Origin of the sequence: Enemella evansiae (assembly GCF_002250705.1) — a bacterium.
Classification (GTDB): Bacteria; Actinomycetota; Actinomycetes; order Propionibacteriales; family Propionibacteriaceae; genus Enemella; species Enemella evansiae.
Genome location: NZ_NMVP01000012.1, coordinates 1 through 22,126, shown reverse-complemented (window position 1 = coordinate 22,126; position 22,126 = coordinate 1). Strand labels below are relative to the sequence as shown.

22 protein-coding genes are annotated in these 22,126 nt (G+C 68.9%); 15 read left to right on the top strand and 7 right to left on the bottom strand.

The window, feature by feature from the left end:
• Positions 1-96: 96 nt before the first annotated feature.
• Positions 97-1,359 (top strand): L,D-transpeptidase, encoded by a 1,263-nt coding sequence (locus tag BI335_RS08730; protein WP_094430357.1) that lies wholly within the window; start codon positions 97-99, stop codon positions 1,357-1,359.
• Positions 1,360-1,401: 42 nt separating this feature from the next.
• On the opposite strand, the gene BI335_RS08725 is transcribed toward BI335_RS08730, so the two are convergent.
• The 3 genes from BI335_RS08725 to aspA are packed head-to-tail and all read right to left on the bottom strand — an operon-like array spanning position 1,402 to position 5,595.
• Complete coding sequence (locus BI335_RS08725) at positions 1,402-2,760, bottom strand: dihydrolipoyl dehydrogenase family protein (protein ID WP_094430356.1); 1,359 nt, start codon at positions 2,758-2,760, stop codon at positions 1,402-1,404.
• A 15-nt stretch (positions 2,761-2,775) separates the two neighbouring features.
• Entirely contained in the window at positions 2,776-4,143 is a 1,368-nt protein-coding gene (locus BI335_RS08720; protein ID WP_094430354.1) for an anaerobic C4-dicarboxylate transporter, read from the bottom strand.
• A 6-nt stretch (positions 4,144-4,149) separates the two neighbouring features.
• A complete protein-coding gene (gene aspA, locus BI335_RS08715) occupies positions 4,150-5,595 on the bottom strand; it encodes an aspartate ammonia-lyase (protein ID WP_094430353.1) in 1,446 nt (481 codons plus the stop codon).
• A gap of 227 nt (positions 5,596-5,822) precedes the next feature.
• Between aspA and BI335_RS08710 the strand changes: the two genes are divergently transcribed.
• A complete protein-coding gene (locus BI335_RS08710; protein WP_229119511.1) occupies positions 5,823-6,329 on the top strand; it encodes a type III secretion system chaperone family protein in 507 nt (168 codons plus the stop codon).
• Positions 6,330-6,359: 30 nt separating this feature from the next.
• Here BI335_RS08710 and BI335_RS08705 read toward each other — a convergent pair whose 3' ends face one another.
• Positions 6,360-7,097, bottom strand: a complete 738-nt coding sequence (locus BI335_RS08705) for an SDR family NAD(P)-dependent oxidoreductase (protein WP_094430351.1) — start codon at positions 7,095-7,097, stop codon at positions 6,360-6,362.
• Positions 7,098-7,157: 60 nt separating this feature from the next.
• Between BI335_RS08705 and BI335_RS08700 the strand changes: the two genes are divergently transcribed.
• The gene (locus tag BI335_RS08700) at positions 7,158-7,907 is read left to right on the top strand and encodes a phosphoglyceromutase (protein WP_094430349.1); all 750 of its coding nucleotides are present in this window, start codon (positions 7,158-7,160) and stop codon (positions 7,905-7,907) included.
• A 370-nt stretch (positions 7,908-8,277) separates the two neighbouring features.
• On the opposite strand, the gene phoU is transcribed toward BI335_RS08700, so the two are convergent.
• Complete coding sequence (gene phoU, locus BI335_RS08695) at positions 8,278-8,943, bottom strand: phosphate signaling complex protein PhoU (RefSeq protein ID WP_094357274.1); 666 nt, start codon at positions 8,941-8,943, stop codon at positions 8,278-8,280.
• A gap of 207 nt (positions 8,944-9,150) precedes the next feature.
• Between phoU and BI335_RS08690 the strand changes: the two genes are divergently transcribed.
• Positions 9,151-10,407, top strand: a complete 1,257-nt coding sequence (locus tag BI335_RS08690) for a sensor histidine kinase (RefSeq protein ID WP_229119510.1) — start codon at positions 9,151-9,153, stop codon at positions 10,405-10,407.
• Positions 10,404-11,081, top strand: coding sequence for a response regulator transcription factor (locus tag BI335_RS08685; protein WP_094357270.1), 678 nt, complete (start codon positions 10,404-10,406; stop codon positions 11,079-11,081). The genes BI335_RS08690 and BI335_RS08685 overlap by 4 nt, the downstream gene beginning before the upstream one ends.
• Positions 11,082-11,170: 89 nt before the next feature.
• Here the strand turns inward: BI335_RS08685 and BI335_RS08680 are convergent, their stop codons facing one another.
• The gene (locus BI335_RS08680) at positions 11,171-12,184 is read right to left on the bottom strand and encodes a LacI family DNA-binding transcriptional regulator (RefSeq protein ID WP_094430345.1); all 1,014 of its coding nucleotides are present in this window, start codon (positions 12,182-12,184) and stop codon (positions 11,171-11,173) included.
• A 148-nt stretch (positions 12,185-12,332) separates the two neighbouring features.
• On the opposite strand from BI335_RS08680, the gene BI335_RS08675 reads away from it, so the two are divergent.
• From BI335_RS08675 to BI335_RS08645, 7 genes are all read left to right on the top strand, one after another.
• Entirely contained in the window at positions 12,333-13,508 is a 1,176-nt protein-coding gene (locus BI335_RS08675) for a Gfo/Idh/MocA family protein (RefSeq protein ID WP_229119509.1), read from the top strand.
• On the top strand, positions 13,505-14,716 hold the full coding sequence (locus tag BI335_RS08670) for a dihydrodipicolinate synthase family protein (RefSeq protein WP_229119508.1): 1,212 nt from the start codon (positions 13,505-13,507) through the stop codon (positions 14,714-14,716). The genes BI335_RS08675 and BI335_RS08670 overlap by 4 nt, the downstream gene beginning before the upstream one ends.
• A complete protein-coding gene (locus tag BI335_RS08665; protein WP_094430343.1) occupies positions 14,713-15,573 on the top strand; it encodes a sugar phosphate isomerase/epimerase family protein in 861 nt (286 codons plus the stop codon). Before BI335_RS08670 ends, BI335_RS08665 begins: the two co-directional genes overlap by 4 nt.
• A gap of 115 nt (positions 15,574-15,688) precedes the next feature.
• On the top strand, positions 15,689-16,522 hold the full coding sequence (locus tag BI335_RS08660) for an ABC transporter permease (RefSeq protein ID WP_229119272.1): 834 nt from the start codon (positions 15,689-15,691) through the stop codon (positions 16,520-16,522).
• A gap of 18 nt (positions 16,523-16,540) precedes the next feature.
• Positions 16,541-17,563, top strand: coding sequence for an ABC transporter substrate-binding protein (locus tag BI335_RS08655; RefSeq protein WP_094430341.1), 1,023 nt, complete (start codon positions 16,541-16,543; stop codon positions 17,561-17,563).
• A gap of 2 nt (positions 17,564-17,565) precedes the next feature.
• On the top strand, positions 17,566-18,399 hold the full coding sequence (locus BI335_RS08650; RefSeq protein ID WP_229119507.1) for an ABC transporter ATP-binding protein: 834 nt from the start codon (positions 17,566-17,568) through the stop codon (positions 18,397-18,399).
• 29 nt (positions 18,400-18,428) lie between these two features.
• Positions 18,429-19,370 (top strand): ribose-phosphate diphosphokinase, encoded by a 942-nt coding sequence (locus BI335_RS08645; protein ID WP_094357259.1) that lies wholly within the window; start codon positions 18,429-18,431, stop codon positions 19,368-19,370.
• Positions 19,371-19,435: 65 nt separating this feature from the next.
• Here BI335_RS08645 and BI335_RS08640 read toward each other — a convergent pair whose 3' ends face one another.
• Complete coding sequence (locus tag BI335_RS08640; RefSeq protein ID WP_144009094.1) at positions 19,436-20,095, bottom strand: hypothetical protein; 660 nt, start codon at positions 20,093-20,095, stop codon at positions 19,436-19,438.
• Between the two features lie 205 nt (positions 20,096-20,300).
• On the opposite strand from BI335_RS08640, the gene BI335_RS08635 reads away from it, so the two are divergent.
• The 3 genes from BI335_RS08635 to BI335_RS08625 all read left to right on the top strand — a co-directional run.
• Positions 20,301-20,786: a CarD family transcriptional regulator gene (locus BI335_RS08635; RefSeq protein WP_094357255.1), complete on the top strand. Its 486-nt coding sequence runs from the start codon at positions 20,301-20,303 to the stop codon at positions 20,784-20,786.
• Positions 20,787-20,814: 28 nt separating this feature from the next.
• Positions 20,815-21,528 carry a 2-C-methyl-D-erythritol 4-phosphate cytidylyltransferase gene (ispD, locus tag BI335_RS08630; RefSeq protein ID WP_229119506.1) on the top strand — a complete coding sequence of 238 codons (714 nt, stop codon included), beginning with the start codon at positions 20,815-20,817 and terminating at the stop codon, positions 21,526-21,528.
• A 298-nt stretch (positions 21,529-21,826) separates the two neighbouring features.
• Positions 21,827-22,126, top strand: a 300-nt coding sequence (locus BI335_RS08625; RefSeq protein WP_144009093.1) for an IS110 family transposase, incomplete at its 3' end; no start/stop codon positions are given.

Sequence of the window (22,126 nt, the reverse complement as noted above, 5' to 3'; positions counted from 1 at the left end):
CGATCAGGTCACGATCCGCAGCTCGCCCGCCGGCCGGCCGCGCGGATTGCCATCGGCGCGTGGCAGGATCGGCCGCGGAACGGATCGGGGGATTCAATGCGTGGTGTCGGACTGGTCGGAGTGATCGGCAGCTGCCTGCTGCTCGTCGGCTGCAGCGGGGGTGCGAGCACCGCCACCGCGGGGAGTACGCCGTCCGCCGCGGGCAACGCGCCGGCGGTGAGCGCGGCACCCGCGACGGCCGCGCCGAGCAGCCAGACCCCGACCGCGGTACCCACCCCGGAGAGCGGCCCCTTCGCGTTGGATCTCAACGTCGCCAACGGTGCCAAGGGCGTTCCGGTGGACACCCTGATCACCGTCACCCCGAAGTTCGGCAAGGTCGACCAGGTGCAGGTCAGCACCACCGCCTCCGGAAAGAGCACCAACCCGAAGATCGGCGGCGCGGTCAACGACCAGGGGGCCTGGACCGCCGACAGTCGGCTCGATCCCTCGGCCAGCTACACCGTGACCGCGAAGGGCACCGGCGCCGACGGCAGCACCAGGACCGAGAAGGCCACCTTCACCACCGCCGCGGTGTCGCGGGCCAACGAGGTCTTCCCGACCCTCACCCCGGTGCAGGGCGGACCCTTCGGGGTCGCCCAGCCGGTGGTGCTCCAGTTCGACCAGCCGGTGACGAACAAGGCCGAGTTCGAGCGCAATCTCCATGTCACTTCGGTTCCCGCCCAGGAGGGGTCGTGGGGCTGGATCGATGACAAGACCGTGCACTTCCGGCCCAAGGACTACTGGCAGCCCGGAACCGAGATCTCCCTCGATGCCAATCTCAACGGGGTGAACGCCGGGGAGGGCCGCTACGGCCAGGAGAGCCGGAAGCTGAAGCTGAAGATCGGTCGCCAGCAGATCGGCCGCGTCGACATCTCCGGCAAGACCGTCTCCTGGCAGACCGGCGACCAGGCGCCGAAGACCTACCCGATGTCGGCCGGCAAGGAGGGCTTCACCACCCGCTCCGGCACCAAGGTGGTGATGGAGAAGGCCGAGAACATCCAGATGGAGTCCGAGACCACCGGCATCGCCCGCGACTCCGCGGAGGGTTACTCACTCAAGGTCGCGTACGCACTCCGGGTCACCTCATCGGGGGAGTTCATCCACTCCGCGCCGTGGAACGAGGGCAAGTTCGGCAAGGTGAACGCCTCGCACGGTTGCGTGGGGATGTCCACCGAGCAGATGTACGCCCTGTTCGAGAACGCGCAGATCGGCGACCCGGTCGTGTTCACCGGATCCGATCGGCCGACAGAGTTCGGCAATGGCTGGAGCGAGTGGGATCTCAGCTGGGATCAGTGGCAGCAGAAGTCCGCGCTGCGCTGACGTTCATCGAGTAGGCCACCATGCGCAGCGGAGAGCGTTCGGTCACTGGTCGAGTAGGCGCAACCAGACCTCGCTGGCGGTCGGATAGCTCGGGACCGCGTCCTCGAGCTGGGTGAGGGTGAGTCCACCGACGATCGCGACGGTCGCCGAGTGCAGCAGTTCGGCGACCTCGGGGCCGACGAAGGTGGCGCCCAGCAGTCGGCCGGTGGCGGCGTCGGCGACGAGTCGCGCATGACCGTCGGCGTCGTCGCGGAGCAGCGCCGCGCCGGCGGCCGAGGTGTAGGCCGCGTCCCGGGTGGTCACCTCGATGCCGTCGGCCTCGGCGGCGGCCTTCGTCCGACCCACCCAGGCGACCTGCGGATCGGTGAACACCACCTGCGGTACCGGCGCATCGGTGCGTTGCTCCGGTTCGGGACGCCCCTCGGCGCGGGCGGCCAGTCGGGCGCCGAGCTGCCGCGCCCGATACTTGCCCCAGTGCGTCAGCGGTGCCTCGCCGGACGCATCACCGACCGAGAACAGCCAGTCCGCGTCCGGGTACGCCTCCAGCCCGAGGCCGTCGGTGGCCGGCTTGCGGCCGGTGGCCACCAGCACCTCATCGACCTCCAGCTCCGCACCGGACAGGGCGAGCCGCACCGGTCCACCGTGCGGGCGCCCCAGCGCCGGCTCGTCGTCGACCCGGTCGCGGCGTACCGAATCGACGTCGGCGCCCAGGCGGACGTCGACGCCGGCCGCCCGCAATCCGGCGAGCACCGCCTCACCGGCGAACGGTTCGGCCTGCGCCAGCAGTCGTTCGCCGCGGACCAGCATGGTCACCTCGGCACCCAGTGCGCGCAGCCAGTACGCCGCCTCGCAGGCGACCACGCCGCCGCCGACGATCGCGATCCGCTGCGGCACCTCGACCACGCCGGTCGCATCCCGGGAGGACCAGGGCGCGATGTCGGCGTACGGTGCCGGAACGGTCGGCGTGCTGCCGGTGGCGATCACCACCGCCTGGCGCGCGGTCAGTCGGCGTACGCCGCCCGCGGAGTCGACCACCTCGACCTCCCGCTCGCCGACGAGCCGGCCGCGGCCCCGGGCGACGTCCACGCCGACGCCGCGCGCCCAGTCGACCTGGCCCGCGTCCTGATAGTTCGACACCCAGGCGTCGCGGCGGGCCAGCAACCCGGCCGGATCGAGTTCCACCGGTTTGCCGATGCCCTGCAGGTGATTGGCGGTGGCGGCCACCTCGAGCGGACGGAGCAGCGCCTTGCTCGGCATGCATGCGTAGTAGGAGCATTCCCCGCCGACCAGCTCCTGCTCGACGAGGACCGCCGTCCGGTCGCTGCCCCGGATCGCATGGTCCGCGGCATTCTCACCGGCCGGACCGGCGCCGATCACGATCACGTCATAGCTGTCGGTCATGATCGGCAGCCTATGTCAGAGGATCAGCCCACCGAAGAGGTAGCCGAGCCCGACGGCGATCCCGATGGTCAGCACCCCGGGCACCAGGAAGGGGTGGTTGAACACCGCCCGCCCGACCCGGGTGGAACCGGTGTCGTCCATCTCCACCGCCGCGATCAGCGTCGGGTAGGTCGGCAGCACGAACAGTGCGGAGACCGCCGCGAAGCTGGCCACGATGCCGACATTGCTCACCCCGAGGGCGATCGCCGCCGGCATCAGTGCCTTGGCGGTCGCGGCCTGGGAATAGAGCAGCGAGGCGGCGAAGAACAGCACCACCGCGAGCAGCCAGGAGTGGTCCTGCAGGAGACCACCGGCGGCGGACTTGATCGTATCGATGTGGGCGTTCACGAAGGTCGTGCCCAGCCAGGCCACCCCCAGCACACAGACCGAGGCGCTCATCCCGGACTTGAAAGTGGGTGCGTTGAGGATGTCGGCGGGCCGCACTTTCGCAACCATCACGATGATTGCGGCGATCGAGAGCATGATCGCGATGATCGCTGCGTCGCGTGGCATCGGCGGATTCGCGATCCACTGCAGCTTGTCGCTGATGGCCGCCGAATAGACCATCACCAGCACCAGGCCGATGACGAAGATGAGCACCGACGCCTTGGCACCCCTGGGCGCCCGGTAGTCGTGGTTGTCACGATGATGCACCAGGCCCGCGGCGACCCGCTGCTGATAGACCGGGTCGAACTCCAGCGCGGACTTCTTGTTCACCCAGCGATCCCAGGCGAGCATCAGACCGGCCACGATCATGCAGGCCGGGAAGGTCGACAGGAAGGTGATCGCCAGGATCTGCAGATAGTCGACGGCGGGTTGGCCGGCGTGCGGGGTGCCGAGTGCGCCGGAGAGCCAGACGACGGCCGCCGAGATGGGGGACGCGGTGATGGCGATCTGGCTGGCGACCACGGCGATCGACAGCGGCCGGCTGGGCCGGATGTTGTTCTCCTTCGCCACTTCGGTGATCACTGGCATGGTGGAGAAGGCGGTGTGCCCGGTACCGGCCATCCAGGTCATCAGATAGGTGATGATCGGTGCCAGGAACATCAGGTGCCTGGGGTTCCTGCGCAGCACCACATCGGCCAGGTGCACCAGATAGTCGAGACCACCGGCCACCTGCATGGCGGCGATCGCGGCGATCACCGCCATGATGATGGTCATCACGTCGACCGGGATGTCCAGCTTCACCGCACCGTCGGCGACGTAGAAGGTCCGCACCTGGGCGCCGGTCAGGCCGAGCGCGATCACGCCCAGCCCGCCGGCGAACCCGATGCCGATACCGCCGAGGCGGGCCCCCAGGAAGATCGCCAGCAGGACGATCAGCAGGTGGATCCAGAGCATCATGATCGGTTACCTCGTCGCCTGAGGATCGTGCTGGATCTCTGCCAGGGTGGAGAGATCACGCGGATGCATCAGGTTCTGCACCGAGAAGATCCGGTCCAGCTGTTCGGCGGTCAGCAGGCCGCGTTCCAGCACCACCTCGCGGACCGTCTTTCCGGTCTCGGCGCATTCCTTGCCGACCAGGTCACCGTTGTGGTGGCCGATGATGTCGTTGAGGTAGGTGACGAGCCCGATCGAGTTCTCGACGTAGTCGCGGCACCGCTCCTCGTTCGCGGTGATTCCGGTGATGCAGCGGGTGCGCAGGGTGTCGCAGGCGTTGACCAGCAGACCGATCGACTCGAACATCGCCTGGCCGATCACCGGCTCCATCACATTCAGCTGCAGCTGCCCGGCGTCGGCGGCCAGGGTGATCGTGAGGTCGTTGCCGATCACCTTGAAGCAGACCTGGTTCACCACCTCCGGAATCACCGGGTTCACCTTGGCGGGCATGATCGAGGAGCCGGCCTGCAGTTCGGGCAGGTTGATCTCCTTGAGCCCGGCGCGTGGCCCGGAGGCCAGCAGGCGCAGGTCGTTGCAGACCTTGCCGAGCTTCACCGCCACCCGCTTCAGCGCCGCATGCACCATCACGTACGCCCCGCAGTCGCTGGTCGCCTCGATCAGGTTCGGGGCGGGTACGCAGGGGTAGCCACTCACCTCGGCGAGCTTCTGCACCGCCAGATGCGCATAACCGACCGGGGTGTTCACCCCGGTGCCGATGGCGGTCGCACCGAGGTTGACCTCCAGCAGCAGTTCGGCGGTGTGGTCGAGCTGCACGATCTCCTCGCGGATCGTCGCGGCCCAGCCGTCGAACTCCTGACCCAAGGTCATCGGCACCGCGTCCTGCAGCTGGGTGCGCCCCATCTTCAGCACGCCGGCGAACTCGGTTCCCTTCTGCTGCAGGGAATCCGCGAGCTCCGCCAGGGCAGCGGTGAGCCGCTGCAGGGCGGCGTACACCCCGAGCCGGAAACCACTGGGGTAGGCGTCGTTGGTCGACTGGCTGCGGTTGACATGGTCATTGGGGTTGATCGTCCGGTAGTCCCCCCGGGGTCGCCCGAGCTGCTCCAGCGCCAGATTCGCGATCACCTCGTTGGTGTTCATGTTCACGCTGGTCCCGGCGCCACCCTGGAAGACGTCGATGGGGAACTGGTCCAGGCAGCGCCCCTCGGTGAGGATCTCGTCGCAGGCGGTGGTGATCGCGTCGGCGATCTCGACCGGAAGGACGCCCAGCTCCGCGTTGGCCAGTGCAGCGGCCTTCTTGACCTGCACCATGCCGCGGATGAAGTCGGGTGCGTCGTTGATGGTCCGGTCACTGATCGGGAAGTTCTCCATCGCGCGCAGGGTGTGGATTCCCCAGTAGGCGTCGGCGGGCACGTCGCGGGCGCCGAGGAGATCCTCCTCGGTCCTGGTGGTGGTCATGGCGGTCCAGCTCCTTCATCCATCCTCCGGGACCGGATCCCCGATCCCGTCTACTACGTATTGTAGTACTTTTCGGGATGGTGCTCCGCCGGCGTTCGAGCCGCTGGTCGATTCCCGCATTCGCAACCAGCACAGGGGAAATGGCGTCGAAGGGGTGTGCGGTGCGCCGCTCGCCGGGTGTGGATGTGCCCAATCTCACGTCGGTATCGGTGGCGTACCGTTGGGGCATGGATGCGAATCAGCAGCTGGCGCAACGGGAGCGGGCCCACGAGGTCGTGATGGCCTGCCTGGCCGAACTGGAGTTGGAGAGCCGGGAGACCGCCGACTCGGTGAGCGTCACCCTGCCCGGCACCCGCAAGCTGCAGACCGAGTGCGCGCTGGTGTTCAGCGCGCAGGCACTCGAGGTGCGCGCCTTCGTGGTCCGCAACCCGGATGAGAACCATCAGGCGGTCTATCGCTGGCTGCTGGAACGCAACCTGCGGCTCTACGTCGTCTCGTTCTGCATCGACCGGCTCGGCGACATCTACCTGATCGGCCGGATTCCCTACCACGCAGTGACTTCCGAGGAGGTCGACCGGGTGCTCGGCGCCGTTGCCGACACCGCGGACGACTCCTTCAACACCATCCTGGAGCTCGGCTTCGCCGAATCGATCCGCAAGGAATGGCGGTGGCGGCTCTCCCGGGGCGAGCCCACCCACAACCTGGCGGCCTTCGAACACCTCCGCGAGGACTGATCCGGCGTACCGGATCGCAACCGGGGTCCGTCAGACCCGGTGCACCTTGTGCTGCGCCGGCTGGGCGCGGGGGCGTACCACCAGTCGATCGATGTTCACATGGCCGGGCCGCTCGGCGATGAAACCGATGCACTCGGCGATGTCCTCGGCGACCAGCGGCTCGACCACCCCGGCGTACACCTTGTCGGCCCTCTCCGCATCGCCACCGAAGCGGACCAGGGAGAAGTCGGTCTTCACCATGCCGGGGACCACCTCGGCGATCCGCACCGGCTTGTCGAAGCACTCCAGCCGCATCGACTGCACGATCGAGCGCTCCGCGGCCTTCACCCCGCAGTAGCCGGCGCCGCCCTCGTAACCACCGTCGGCGGCGACCGAGGTGATGAACACGATCTGGCCCCCGGCGGCCTCGACCGCGGGCAGCAGCGCCTTGGTGACCCGCGCCGAACCGAGCACGTTGGAGTCGTACATCGCCTGCCAGGCAGCGAGATCCGCCTCGGCGACCGGCTCCAGGCCGAGTGCGCCACCGGCGTTGTTGACCAGCAGATCCACCCGGTCGCCGACCGTCTTCGCCAGTTCGGCCACCGACTCGTCGGAGGTGACATCGCAGGTGACCGCGATCCCACCGATCTCCTCGGCCAGCGCGGCCACCTTCTCGGTCCGACGGGCCGCGCAGATGACCTTGAAGCCGAGCTCGGCGAGCGTGCGCGCGGTGGCCGCTCCGATCCCGCTGCTGGCTCCGGTGACAACGGCAGTACGTGTGGTGTCCATGCCGCGATTCTGCCATCGGGGGTCGGCACGCTCGCACCGCGCCCACTAGGCTCGGGGGACATGAGCGCAAAGTTGATCCTGCTCCGTCACGGCGAGAGCGAGTGGAACGCCAAGAATCTCTTCACCGGTTGGGTCGATGTCGGCCTGAACGAGAAGGGTGTCACGGAGGCGAAGCGTGGTGCCGAACTGCTGCAGGCCGAGGGGCTGCTGCCCGATGTGGTGCACACCTCACTGCTGCGCCGCGCGATCAGCACCGCGAACCTCGCCCTGGACGGCTGTGATCGGCACTGGATCCCGGTACGCCGCAGCTGGCGGCTGAACGAGCGGCACTACGGCGCCCTGCAGGGCAAGAACAAGAAGCAGACGCTGGAGGAGTTCGGCGAGGAGCAGTTCATGACCTGGCGCCGCTCCTTCGACACCCCGCCCCCGCCGCTCGACATCGACGACGAGTACAGCCAGTTCAACGACCTGCGGTACGCCGACATCCCCGAGGCCGAGCGGCCGCGTACCGAATGCCTGAAGGACGTCGTCGAGCGGATGCTGCCCTACTGGGAGTCCGACATCATCCCCGATCTGGCGGCGGGCAAGACGGTGCTGGTCGCCGCGCACGGCAACTCGCTGCGTGCCCTGGTCAAGCACCTCGACGGCATCTCCGACGACGACATCGCCGGGCTGAACATCCCGACCGGCATCCCGCTGTACTACGAGCTGGACGACCAGTACCGCCCGGTCACCCCCGGCGGCCGCTACCTCGACCCCGAGGCCGCCGCCGCCTCCATCGAGGCCGTCAAGAACCAGGGCAAGAAGTAGTACCGACCTTCCACGTTCATCGAGTGGGCCGCCATGCGGGCCTCGCCCACGTTCCCTGAGCGAGGAGCGCAGCGATGAGTCGAAGGGATCGGCGCGGTGCAAGGTCGACGACGGATGCTGCTGGATTCGAACTCAGCCGGCGTACACCGTAGGTGGCTTCGACTCGCTCGTTCCTCGCTCGCTCAACCACCGGGAAAGGGCGCTCGTTCCTCGCTCGCTCAACCACCGGCAAAGGGCGCTCGTTCCTCGCTCGCTCAACCACCGGGAAAGGGCGCTCGTTCCGGCAACGGGCTCATCTCGACACGGCCGCCATGCTCCGCTGCGCTGCGCATGGCGGCCTACTCGATGAGCGTGGGGATCGGCGTACGCCTCAGGCGGTCGTCCAGGTGTCGTCGCCGGCGGTCTCACCGGTGACGACGTAGACGACCCGGCGGCCCATCGAGACGGCGTGGTCGGCGATCCGCTCGTAGTAGCGGCCGAGCAGGGCGACGTCGACGGCCGCCTCGACACCGTGGGTCCAGTCGTCGCTGAGCAGGATCCGGAACTGGCTGCGGCGCAGGTCGTCCATCTCCTCGTCGATCTCGGCGAGCTCGTGGGCCACCTCGACATTGCGGCTGTGCAGGGTGTTGCCGGCCTTGTTCACCATCTCGTCGGCGACCTCGGCCATCCGGCGGAAGTTCCCCTCCAGGTTGGTCGGCAGCGCCTTCTCCGGGTAACGCAGCCGGGCGATCTTGGCCACATGGGCGGACAGGTCACCCATCCGGGCCATCTCCGCGACCATCCGCAGCGCGGCGACGACGGTGCGCAGTTCGCCGGCCACCGGGGCCTGCCGGGCGAGCAGGGAGAAGCAGCGCTGCTCGATGTCGTTGTGGGCGCTGTCGATCTTGGCGTCGTCGGAGATGACCTGTTCCGCGAGCTGGATGTCGGCGGTCAACAGGGCCTGGGTGGCCCGCTTCACCGCCGAACTCACAAGCCGGGACATCTCGACCAGGTCGTTGACCACGGTGTCGAGCTGTTCGCGGTAGGAATCACGCATCGAGATGACCTCACTGTTCTCCGACGGGGCGTCCTGGGCCGGCGGCCCATTCGGCGTCCAACCTACGGGATGCCACAGCATCGTGGCCCCAAGGGCATGAACGCCGAGTGAACACTTGTAGAACAAGATGCCAGACGCACCGGGTCCGACCGGTATCGACCCGCCGGATGGGGCCGGGCTCTTCGAATCGGGCCTACCATGCAAGGCGTGACGTGGATCTGGTGGACCCTGCTCGGGCTCACCCTGGGTGTCCTCATCGGCTGGCTGATCGCCGCGCGTGTCGGCCGCGGCGACCGGGCCGCCGAGGAGGCGCCGGTGCAGCCCGAGCCGACGCCGGAGCCGGTCGTGCCCGAAGGGGTCTCCGCGGTGATCGGCGTGCTGCGTTCCTCGGCCGTCGTCATCGGCCCGCACGACCAGGTGCTGCAGTCGACCAGCCAGGCGCGTACCTTCGGGCTGGTCCGCGGCACCCGGATCGCGGTACCGATCGTGCTCGATCTGATCCGCGAGGTGCGCCGGGACGGCCAGATCCGGACCGCCGAACTGGAGCTGCGTCGCGGCCGCGGCGCCCCGTCGCTCTACCTCACCGCCCGGGTGGCCCCGATCGCCGATCTGGTGCTGGTGCTCGCCGAGGACCGCACCGCGGCCCGTCGGGTCGAGGAGACCCGCCGCGACTTCGTGGCCAACATCAGTCACGAGCTGAAGACCCCGATCGGGGCGATCTCGCTGCTCTCCGAAGCGGTCGAGGACGCCGCCGACGATCCCGAGGCGGTCCGCGGGTTCGCCTCCCGGATGGGCCGTGAATCGGCGCGGCTGTCCGAGCTGGTCGCCCAGATCATCGAGCTCTCCCGGTTGCAGGCCGACGATCCGCTGCACACCGCCGAGGAGGTCGACATCGACCGGGTGCTGGCCACCGCGGTACGCCGCAGCCAGGAGCGGGCCGGTGCCCGCGGGGTGACCCTCAGCGTGGCGGGGGAGCGCGGATGCAAGGTGATGGGCGACACCGAGCAGCTCACCACCGCGGTGTCGAATCTGGTGGAGAACGCGGTGATCTACTCCGAACCGAGGCATCGCGTCGCCGTCGCGGCCCGGCGTACCAGCGATGCCGACGACGACTACGTCGAGCTCACCGTCTCCGATTCGGGGATCGGGATCGCCGCCAAGGACGTGCCCCGAATCTTCGAGCGCTTCTACCGGGTCGATTACGCCCGCAGTCGCGACAACGGCGGTACCGGGCTGGGCCTGTCGATCGTCAAGCACATCGCCGGGGCCCACGGTGGCACGGTGAGCGTCTGGTCCAAGCTCGGCCAGGGCTCGACGTTCACCATCCGGATCCCGGCGCATGCCGACCTCGACCAGCAGCTGGTCGGGGACGGTGACGCCGATTTGGTAGAACTTTCCAACGTTGCGCCCAATGAGATCGAAACCGGGCCGGTCGGCCAGAAGAATGGGGAGGTCCTGCGATGACCCGTGTGCTGGTGGTGGAGGACGAGGAGTCCTACCGCGAGGCACTTGCCTACATGCTGCGCAAGGAGGGGTTCGATGTCATCGAGGCGCCCAACGGCCAGCTCGGGCTCGAGGAGTACGACCGCAATGGCGCCGACATCGTGCTGCTGGACCTGATGATGCCCGGCCTGCCCGGTACGGAGGTGTGCCGCCAGTTGCGGTTGCGCGGCAGCGTCCCGGTGATCATGGTGACCGCCCGGGACGCCGAGGTGGACAAGGTCGTCGGACTGGAACTGGGCGCCGACGACTATGTCACCAAACCCTTCTCGCACCGCGAACTGGTGGCCCGGATCCGGGCGGTGCTGCGCCGCGGTCAGGATGTCGAGCTGGTCCCCGATGTGGTGGAGAGCGGCGGTGTCCGGATGGATGTGGAACGGCACACGGTCTCGGTGAACGGTGAGCCCGTACGCCTTGCCCTGAAGGAATTCGAGCTGCTCGAGATGCTGCTGCGCAATGCCGGCCGGGTGATGACGCGCGGGCAGTTGATCGACCGGATCTGGGGTGCCGACTACGTCGGGGACACCAAGACCCTGGACGTGCACGTGAAGCGGCTGCGCTCCAAGATCGAACCCGATCCGGCCCAGCCCCGGTACCTGGTCACCGTCCGCGGACTGGGTTACAAGTTCGAGGGATAGCCACCCTCGGCGCGATCCAGCGAATCCTCGGTGCATCTCGCCAGCCCTACAGGGTTAGGGATATGCACTCAAGATTCGCTGGATGGCGGTTAGGCGCTGGCCCGCCGGATCACCTCACCGGTGACCGGTGCCGGGTCGGGCAGCCCGGGGTCCATCGCCAGCTCCGCGGCCAGGCCGCCGATCTCGCCGAGCGGGAGCCGATAGGTGGTCAGGCCCGGGGAGAGATGGGTGAGCACGCCGATGTCGTCGAAGCCGGCGACCTTGATGTCCAGGCCGATCCGCAGGCCCGCCTCCGCGAACGCCGAGGCGGCTCCCAGGGCCATCACGTCGTTGCCGGCCAGCACCGTCACCGGGCGGCGCCGGGTGCTGGTGAGCTGTTCCAGCAGCCGCTGGCCGCATTCGTGCCCGCCGGCCATGCTGAACTCGCCCCGGATCAGCGCCACGCTCTCCGCCCCGGTGGCCACGATGCCGTCCAGATAACCGGCCAACCGGTCGTCGACGGTGGCCAGTGCCGCGTCCGGGCCGGTGAGATAGGCGAAGCGCCGCTGCCCGTCGGCCGCCAGCGCGGCGACCAGCTCGGCCATCCCCTCCCGGTTCGCGATCCGCACCGCGGCCGCTCCCGGCACCCAGGACTGGCCGACGGTGACCACTCGGCCACCGCGTCCCTGGTACGCCTCCAGTCGGGATCGGACGGCGTCGGTGGCCGCGGTCCGGGAGCCGGCCAGGATGATCGCGTCGGTGCGGTGCGCGGCGAACGCGGTCACCGCGCGGTCCACCTCGGGCGCGGCGGAGTGGATCGATCCGGCCACCGCGAGCAGCAGCTGCCGGTCCCGGTCGGCGGCGACCCGCTGCACCCCCTTGGCGATGCTGGCGAAGTATTCGTCGGCGATGTCGTGCACCACCAACCCGATCAGCGAGGTGCTGGAGCGGGCCAGCGCCTGCGCCTGCGCGTTCGGCACATAACCCAGCGTGGTCGCGGCGGCCCGGACCCGGTCGGCGATGTCGGCGGCGGGGGTGCGGGCGGAGCCGTTGAGCACCCGGGAGGCGGTGGCCAGGGACACCCCGGCATGCCGAGCGACCTCGGACAGGGTGACCATCGCCATGACGCCTCCTCGCTGGGGTGGGCCTTGACGACCCGGTACCTGCAGCATAACCTACTCGGGAAACCGCTTTCCAACATAGTCCGGCGCCGGTGCCGGCGTGGCGATCCGCCTCGTCCCGGTGACCTGGTCCCAGCCCACGGAGGACGCCATGACCGACCCACAGCACGAGGCCCCGAAGAAGTTGCGCATCGCCATGAACGGCGTGACCGGCCGGATGGGCCTGCGGCAGCACCTGCTGCGCTCGATCCTGCCGATCCGGGCCGAGGGCGGCATCCTGCTGCCCGACGGTGGCCGGGTGCAGGTGGAACCGATCCTCGTCGGCCGCAACCCGGAGAAGCTGTCCGAACTCGCCCAGAAGCACGGCCTCGACGAGTGGACCACCGACCTGGACTCGGTGCTGGACGATGTGGACATCGTCTTCGACGCCTCGATGACCAACCTGCGGGTGCCGACCCTGACCAGGGCGATGGAGGCCGGAAAGCACATCTACACGGAGAAGCCGACCGCCGAGACCCTGGCCGAGGCCGTCGAGCTGGCGCGGTTGCGGGAACGCACCGGGGTGACCGCCGGAGTGGTGCACGACAAGCTCTACCTGCCCGGCCTGGTGAAGCTGCGCCGGCTGGTCGACGAGGGCTTCTTCGGCCGGATCCTCTCGCTGCGCGGGGAGTTCGGCTACTGGATCTTCACCGGTGAGCAGCAGGAGGCGCAGCGTCCCTCCTGGAACTACAAGAAGGCCGAGGGTGGTGGCATCACCACCGACATGTTCTGCCACTGGAACTATGTCCTGGAAGGGATCATCGGCAAGGTGCGCACGGTGAACGCGCGTGCGGTCACCCACATCCCGCAGCGCTGGGACGAACGCGGCGAGCCCTATGCCGTGGACACCGACGACGCGGCGTATGCGATCTTCGATCTGGAGACCCCCGACGGCGATCCGGTCATCGGGCAGATCAACTCCTCCTGGACCGTCCGGGTCTTCCGCGACGAACTGGTCGAGTTCCAGATCGACGGTACGCATGGCTCGGCGGTCGCCGGGCTGCGCAATTGCGTTGCTCAGCAGCGATCCCACACTCCCAAGCCGGTCTGGAATCCCGATCTGCCGGCCACCGAACCCTTCCGCGCCCAGTGGCTCGACGTCCCCGCCAACGGCGACCTGGACAACGGGTTCCGGCTGCAGTGGGAGGAGTTCCTGCGCGATGTGATCGCCGGACGGCCGCACCGCTTCGATCTGCTCTCGGCCGCCCGCGGCGTCCAGCTCGCCGAGCTGGGGCTGCAGTCCTCCGACGAGCGCCGCACCCTGGACGTCGCGGAGCTCTCGCTGTGAGCGCGCCGACGCTGGAGTCGACGGTGCGACTGCCGCAGCCCGACGGAACCCTGTCGGCGTACCGGTTGCCCGAGCCGACCGACTGGCCGGTCCCGCAGCAGCCGCTGACCGCCCGCAAGGCGTACGCCGCCGCCCACGTGGTACCGGTGATGACCGCCGACAACACCCCGGGTGCTCCCGCGGTGCTGGACTGGGAGACCACCCTGGAACTGCGCCGGCGGATCTGGGGACTGGGTCTGGGGGTGGCCGATGCGATGGACACCGCGCAGCGCGGGATGGGCCTGGACTGGGCCGCCACCGCCGAGCTGATCGAGCGCTCCAGTGCGGCCGCCGCGGCCGAGCTGGGGCGCGGGAATCCTGCCCTGGCAGGGCTTGGCGTACGCGACCTGATCGCCTGCGGTGCCGGTACCGACCAACTCATCCCGGGTGCCGGCCTGGCGCAGGTGCGCCGCGCCTACGCCGAACAGCTCGAGGTCGTCGAGGCCGCCGGTGCCAAGGTGGTGCTGATGTGCTCCCGCGCCCTGGCGGCCACCGCCCGGGACTGGAGCGACTATCGCGACACCTATGCCGAGCTGCTGCGCCGCGCCGACCAGCCGGTGGTCCTGCACTGGCTGGGCACCATGTTCGACCCGGCGCTGGCCGGCTACTGGGGGTCGGACGACATCCCCACCGCGACCCGGAATTTCCTGTCCCTGATCGAGGAGCACGCCGACAAGGTCGACGGGGTGAAGGTCTCCCTGCTGGATGCGCGGCACGAGGTCGCGCTGCGTGCCGCGCTGCCGGCCGGGGTGCGCCTCTACACCGGTGACGACTTCAACTATCCCGAGCTGATCGACGGCGACGGTGACCAGCACTCCGACGCACTGCTCGGCATCTTCGCCGCGATCGCACCCGCCGCCTCGGCCGCGCTCCAGCGCTACGATGCCAGCGATCCCCAGCAGGGCAGGGAAATCCTCGACTCGACCCGCGAGCTGGGCCGGCACATCTTCGCCGCGCCGACCTTCCACTACAAGACCGGGATCGCCTTCCTGGCCTGGCTGAACGGCGACCAGCCGGGCTTCCAGATGGTCGGCGGGATGCAGTCGGCGCGGTCGCTGGTCCACCTCGGCCAGACGCTCCGGCTGGCCGGGGAGGCCGGGCTGCTGTGCCGCCCCGACCTGGCCGCCGAGCGATTCGCCGCACTGTCGTCGATCGGGGGAGTGCGATGAGTTTCGAACTGGCGCTGAACACCGGCACCACACCCCGGTTGAGCCTGGCCGAGGCCCTGGCGGCGACCCGGGATGCGGGCCTCGGTCACATCGGGCTGTGGCGCAACCGGATCCAGGAGGTCGGCCTCGAGCGGGCCGCCGAACTCGTCGCCGAGTCCGGGCTGCGGGTCACCAGCCTGTGCCGCGGTGGCTTCCTGACCGCCTCCGGGCCGACCGACCAACGGGCCGCCCTGGCCGACAACCGAGCCGCCATCGACGAGTGCGTGGCCGTCGGCACCGATCAGCTGATCATGGTGGTCGGCGGACTGCCCGCCGGTGACCGGGATCTGGTCGCCGCTCGCCGGCGGGTCCGGGACCGGTTGGTCGACCTCGTCCCGTACGCCGCAGAGCGGGGCGTACAACTCGTGCTCGAACCGCTGCATCCCATGTATTGCGGGGATCGCGCCGTGCTGTCCACCCTCGGCCAGGCACTCGATCTGGCCGACGGGTTCGATCCCTCGGTGGTCTCGGTCGTCGTCGACGCCTTCCACGTCTGGTGGGATCCGGAGGTGGGCCACCAGATCGCCCGCGCCGGTCGAGAGGGCCGGCTGGCGGCGTACCAGGTCTGCGACTTCAACCTGCCGATCGCGGCCGACGCGCTGCTCTCCCGCGGCATGATGGGCGACGGCGTGATCGACTTCGGCGCACTCAGTGCGATGGTCGCCGGCGCCGGTTACACCGGGCCGGTGGAGGTGGAGATCTTCAATGCCGAGATCTACGCGCGGCCGGCCGATGAGGTGCTTACCGAGATGACCGGGCGCTACCGCGACCTGGTCCTGCCGCACCTGACCGGCGCCGGGCAACCGGCCCGCACCTGAATCCACAGGTCTCGATTCGGCCACCACCCTTGACCGGCGCACCCCCGACACCTATGTTGGGAAGCGCTTTCCAACCCGGGCCGGCGACGACCCGGATCCTCAGGAAGGAATGTCAATGACGACAGCCTCGGTCCAGACCGCCGTCGGTCACCGGCCGGCGCGGGCCGCGATCCAATGGGGTCGACACTGGCCGCCGCTGGCCTTCGCGGTGGCGGTGCTGCTGCTCTGGTGGGCCACCACGGCCGCCGGTCTGCTGCCGCGCTACCTGGTGCCCTCACCCGCCGACACCTGGGCGGCGTTCGCGGCGAACGTGCCCTACTTCGGCGAGCACACCCTGGTCACCCTGATCGAGACCGTGCTCGGCTTCCTGCTCGCGTTCGTGATCGGTGAGCTGGTGGCCATCGTGATGGTCTACTCCCGACCGGTCGAGCGCACCCTCTATCCGGTGGTGCTGTTCGCCCAGGTGATCCCGAAGATCGCCATCGCGCCGCTGTTCATCGTCTGGCTCGGCTTCGGGATGACACCCAAGGTCGTGGTCGCGGTGCTGATGGCCTTCTTCCCGATCGTCATCTCCGGGCTCGCGGGGCTGCGCGCGGTGGATCCGGAGATGCTCGAACTCGCCTCGACGATGGGCGCCTCCAAGGTGAAGACCTTCGCCAAGATCCGCTTCCCGGCCTCGCTGCCACAGCTGTTCAGCGGCCTCAAGGTCGCCGCGACGCTGGCGGTCACCGGCGCGGTGGTGGGGGAGTTCGTCGGCTCCAACACCGGGCTGGGATACGTGATCCTGCAGGCCAACGGCAACGTCGACACCGCCACCCTCTTCGTCGCCCTGATCATCATGTCGCTGCTCGGCGTGGCCCTGTTCGGCGCCATCGCGCTGCTGGAGCGACTCCTCATCGGCTGGCACTCCTCCTTCCGGGGAGCTGGCGCGAACACCGTCCAGGCCTGACCTCGAAAGGGCAGAACAATGAAGTTCAAGAAGATCGCCGCGACCCTCGCGGCCACCGTGCTCACCCTCGCCGCCACCGCCTGCGGCAGCGGCGCCGGCTCCGGCGCCCAGGCCGACTCCGGCCCGCAGGACGTCACCTTGATGCTCAACTGGTACCCCTACGGCGAACACGCACCCTTCTACTACGGGCTCGACCAGGGCATCTTCGCCAAATACGGGATCAACCTGACCGTGAAGGCCGGGCAGGGATCGACCAAGACCGCCCAGGCCGTCGGCAGCAAGCAGGTCGACTTCGGCTGGGCGGACACCCCGGCCGTGTTGGCGAACATCGACAAGGGGATGCCGATCAAGAGCGTCGGCGTCTTCCTGCAGACGACCCCCTCGGCGGTCCAGGTGTTCGCCGACAAGAACATCAACTCGGTCGCCGATCTGAAGGGGAAGACCATCGCGGTCTCCGCCGGTGACGCGCCGACCACCACCTTCCCGATCTTCCTGCAGCGCTCCGGCCTGCAGCCCAACGATGTGAAGCAGCAGAACCTGGACGCGGCCGGCAAGATCTCGGCCATGATGTCGGGCCAGGTGGACGGGCTGATCGGCTTCGCCCACGACCAGGGGCCGACGATCGCCAACAAGTCCGGCAAAGAGGTCAAGTACTTCCGCTATTCCGATGCGGGCCTGAGCTTCTATTCCAACGGCCTGGTGGTGAACAACGCGCTCGCCAAGGAGAAGCCGGAGCTGGCGAAGAAGATGGTCGCGGCCACCAGTGAGGCCTTCGCCGCCGCGCAGGCCAAACCCCAGGATGCGGTCAAGTCGATGGTCGGCAAGGATCCGCAGATGCCGCCGGAGCCGGTGCTGCTGGACCAGTGGCAGGAGACCACCAAACTGCTGGAGACCTCGGCCACCAGGGGGAAGGCGCCCGGTACCAATGCCGACAGCGACTGGCAGGCCACCATCCAGGTGCTGTCCGAGGCCAAGCTGATCGAATCCGCCAAGCCGGTGGACACCTACTTCGACAAGTCGGCCCAGCCGGCGGGGAGCTGAACGTGAGCGTGGAGAGCGTGGAGATGCAGACCGAATCGGTACGCCCCGGCCCGGCACCGACCGCGGGCCCGACCGTCGAGATCGACGACATCGGCGTGCTGTTCCGCAGCAAGAAGAAGGAGACGCTGGCGCTCACCGAGATCGATCTGACGGTGCAGCGCGGGGAGTTCATCAGCCTGGTCGGGCCCTCGGGCTGCGGCAAGTCGACACTGCTCAAGGTCGTCGCCGGGCTGATCCGACCCAGCCGGGGCGCGGTCAGCCTGAACGGCACTGCGGTGACGAAACCGCGCACCGATGTCGGCTACGTCTTCCAGCGGGCCGCGCTGGCCGAGTGGCGGACCGCCGAGGGGAACATCCTGCTGCAGGCCGAGATGCGCGGCATGCCGAAGGCGGAGGCGAAGCAACGCGCCGCCGAACTGATCGAGCTGACCGGGCTGCGCGGCTTCGAACAGGCGTACCCGCACGAGCTGTCCGGTGGCATGCAGCAACGGGTCAGCCTGTGCCGGGCCCTGCTGCACCGCCCCGAGGTGCTGCTGATGGACGAACCGTTCGGCGCCCTGGACGCGCTCACCCGGGAGAAGATGAACGTCGAACTGCAGCGGTTGTGGGAGGAGACCGGGGTGACGGTGCTGATGGTCACCCACTCGGTGCCCGAGGCCGTCTACCTCGCCAACCGGGTGGTGGTGATGAGTCCGCGACCCGGACGGATCGTCGAGACCTTCGGCGTACCCCTGCCCGATCACCGCCGGTACGCCGAGACGATGGCCAGCCCGGTCTTCGCCGAGCTGACCGGCGAGATCCGTGAGCTGCTCGGCACCACCGGTGAGGTCGATTGAACGGCAGGTGAACGGCTAGGGTGGCCCCCGTGACCGACGACATCACCGTTTTCTCCGGCTCTGGTTCTCCCGAATTCGCCAAGGAGATGTGCGACATCCTCGGTGTCGAACTCTCCCCGGCGGACATCACCCGTTTCTCCAACGACTGCCTCCAGGTGCAGCTGCAGGCCAACTGCCGGCGCAAGGACGTCTACATCGTCCAGCCGCTGGTGCCGCCGGTGCAGGAGAACCTGGTGGAGCTGCTGCTGATGCTGGACGCCGCCCGGGGCGCGTCGGCGAGCCACATCACCGCGGTCATCCCGCACTACGCCTACGCCCGCTCGGACAAGAAGGACGCCTCCCGGATCTCGATCGGCGGCCGGCTGGTCGCCGACATGCTCTCCGCGGCCGGTGCCACCCGAGTGATCACCATGGCGCTGCACTCGGAGCAGGTGCACGGCTTCTTCTCGGTGCCGGTGGACCACCTGACCGCGGTGCACGAGCTGGCCGATCACTACAAGAGCAAGGATCTCAGCAACACCGTCGTCGTGTCGCCGGACTTCGGGTACGCCAAGGTCGCCTCCCAGTTCGCCCGGCTGCTGAACCTGCCGGTCGCCGCCGGTTCCAAGCAGCGGATGGCCGACGACAAGGTGGTCATCGACCGGATCGTCGGTGACGTCGCCGGCAAGGACGTCATCATCATCGACGACGAGATCGCCACCGCCGGTTCGATGCTGGAGCTGATGGACCGGCTGCGCGAGGAGAACGTGAAGTCGATCTCGATCGCCTGCACCCACGGCCTGTTCACCGGCAAGGCGGTGGAGCGGTTGAACAACCAGGACGACGTGTCGGAGATCGTCACCACCAACACCGTCCCGCTGACCGCCGAGCGGACTCCGGACAAGCTGGAGACCCGCTCGGTCGCGCCGCTGTTCGCCGAGGCGGTCCGCCGGCACAACTCCGGTGAATCGGTGTCCTCGCTGTTCAACTGATCGGAGCGGGAAACGCGAACGGCCCGGTGGTCACGCCACCGGGCCGTTGTGCTGTCCGCGGGATCTCAGCCGGGGGTCGCCGCGGGGGAGGGCGTCGCCCCGGCGGCCGGTGTCGCGCCAGCGGCCGGTGTCGCCCCGGCGGCCGGGGAGGCCGAGCCGGCCGGCGGGCCCGGGGTCACCGTGCGGTAGTCGGGCAGGTTGCCGTCGACGACCGGGACCCGCAGCGTGGTGGTCGCGCCGCTGCGGAAGGTGAGCGTGACGTCGGCCAGCAGGCCCGGTGTCAGTCCGGGCGCGGTGAGCTGGATGGGCTGCTGATCGGTGAGCACCACCAGCTGTCCGGGCGGCAGCGTCACATTGGTCTGGACCGGGGCGAACTGGCCCTCGGGGGCATCGTTCGGCGCCAGTGCGGCACCGCTCACCCCGACCAGCGCGTCCGCCGGCACCGGCACCCGGCGGGTGACGATCCCCTCGGGCACGACCTGGTCGGTCGGCGACACGATCGCCCCGGACAGGAAGCCCTGACCCGGCTCCCTGCTGATCACCAGTAGGTTGCGCACCTTGAGCGGGGTGGCCCCCTCGGGACCGATGTCGGTGTTCACACCGGCGGCCGGGGTGTAGGGCTGCAGGGTCTGCGGCGCACCGCAGCCGGCCAGCCCGCCCGCCAGGGCACCGGTCAGTGCGAGGGCGGCAACGCCGCGGGCGAACCTGGCACGCTTCATCTTCACGGGGTCCACTTCTGCTGGGCTCCTGACTCACCTGGGAATGTCGGTGGCAGCGTACCAAGAATCCGCCGGGCCCCGTCCCGATGCACACGCTGACCGGCTTGTCAAGATCGAGAAGGGGCGCCGATCCCGCTCTGGCTACGGGAAACGCCCGGAGGTGTGGTCGTGGGCCGTGCTAAACTGGTCTGCGGGAAAGGGGTTACAACATATGACCTTCACAGTCGGCGAAACGGTGGTCTATCCCAATCATGGGGCGGCCGTCATCGAGGACATCGAGACCCGCAAGATCAAGGGTGAGGACAAGCTCTACCTGGTGCTGAGGATCGTCGGCCAGAACGACCTGGTGGTTCGGGTGCCGGCGTGCAACCTGGATCTGGTCGGGGTTCGGGATGTGGTGGACGCGGCCGGACTGGAGAAGGTCTTCTCCGTCCTGCGTGCTCCGCACACCGAGGAGCCCACCAACTGGTCGCGGCGTTACAAGGCGAATCTGGAGAAGCTGCACTCCGGCAATGTGATGAAGGTTGCCGAAGTGGTGCGTGACCTGTGGCGTCGTGAGAAGGACCGCGGACTGTCGGCCGGCGAGAAGCGGATGCTCGCCAAGGCCCGTCAGATCCTGGTGTCCGAGCTCGCGCTCGCCGAGAAGGTCGAGGAGGACAAGGCCGAGACCATGCTCGACGAGGTCCTCGCGTCCTGATCTTCAACCACAGTGTGATTTGCAAGAGTTGACTGATTCACTGAAACCGGTCGTCGCCCTCGTGGCGGCGGCCGGTTCTGGTTCCCGACTCGGCGGCGGCCTGCCCAAGGCGTTGCGCGAGCTCGGCGGCGTACCCCTGGTGCGGCGGTCGGTGCAGCAGCTCGCCGCCGGCGGGGTGCAGCGAGCCGTGGTCACCGTCCCGGCCGGTCTGGCGGACGAGTTCACCGCGGCCCTGGCCGGCGCGCCGATAGCGACCGAGCTGGTCGTCGGCGGGGCGGAGCGTCAGGATTCGGTACGCCGCGGCCTGGCCGCCTGCGCGCCGGACGGCGGGGACGCCGTGCTGCTGGTGCACGACGCGGCCCGCCCGCTGGTCCCGGCCACGCTGGTCGCGCGGGTGATCGCCGCGGTCCGCGCGGGCCATGCCGCCGTGGTACCGGTGCTGCCGGTGATCGACTCGATCCGCCGGGTGTCACCCGGTCCGGCCGGACGGACCTCGACGGTCGTCGATCGCAGCGCGTTGGTCGGCGTACAGACCCCGCAGGGATTCGACCTGGCCACCCTGCGCCGGGCCCACGAGCACGTGGCCGAGGCGGGCGCAGTGGTCACCGACGACGCCGCCTGCTGCGAGGCGATCGGCGTCCCGGTCGAACTCGTCGAGGGCTCCCGGCTGGCGATGAAGATCACCGAACCCGTGGACCTGGCGATCGCCGAGGCCCTCCTCGACCAGGCAGGCGCCGACTGAGCCCAGCCCGACGCGGTCATCTCGACACAGTGAGGATGGTGGTGGGGGTCCGGTGGCCTTGGGGATGATGTCTTTGGGGTCTGGGTTGTTCGTTTGACCGATCTCGACACTGGCGCTGTTGGTTGGGTGCCTTGAACGCGACTTGTCGACGGCCGGCCCGCCGGGCCCCTCTTTCGGTTTGGATGGCCAGACCGGGCGGGTGTGACTTGATAGGACCTTGATCGGTGTCTCATCACTGTGGTGTCCGCCCGGCCTGGGAGGTCATCCCTCGATCCAGTTGTAGAGGGAGACATCACCCATGATGACCACCAACCATGCCACGCCTCAAGACCCGACCCCGGTGGTGGCCGGGGTCGATACTCATCAACGCACCCATCACGCGGTCGTGCTCACCGAGACCGGGGTGTTGTTGGCTGATCGGGAGTTCCCGGTCTCCCGCGCGGGTTATGCCGCGTTGGTGGACTGGGTCGTCGGCCACGGACCGATCACCGCGATCGGGGTCGAGTCGACCGGTTCGTATGGGGCCGGGTTGACGGTGCATCTGCTGTCGGCCGGGATCGAGGTGCTCGAGGTCAGCGGGCAGGAAAAGACCACCCGG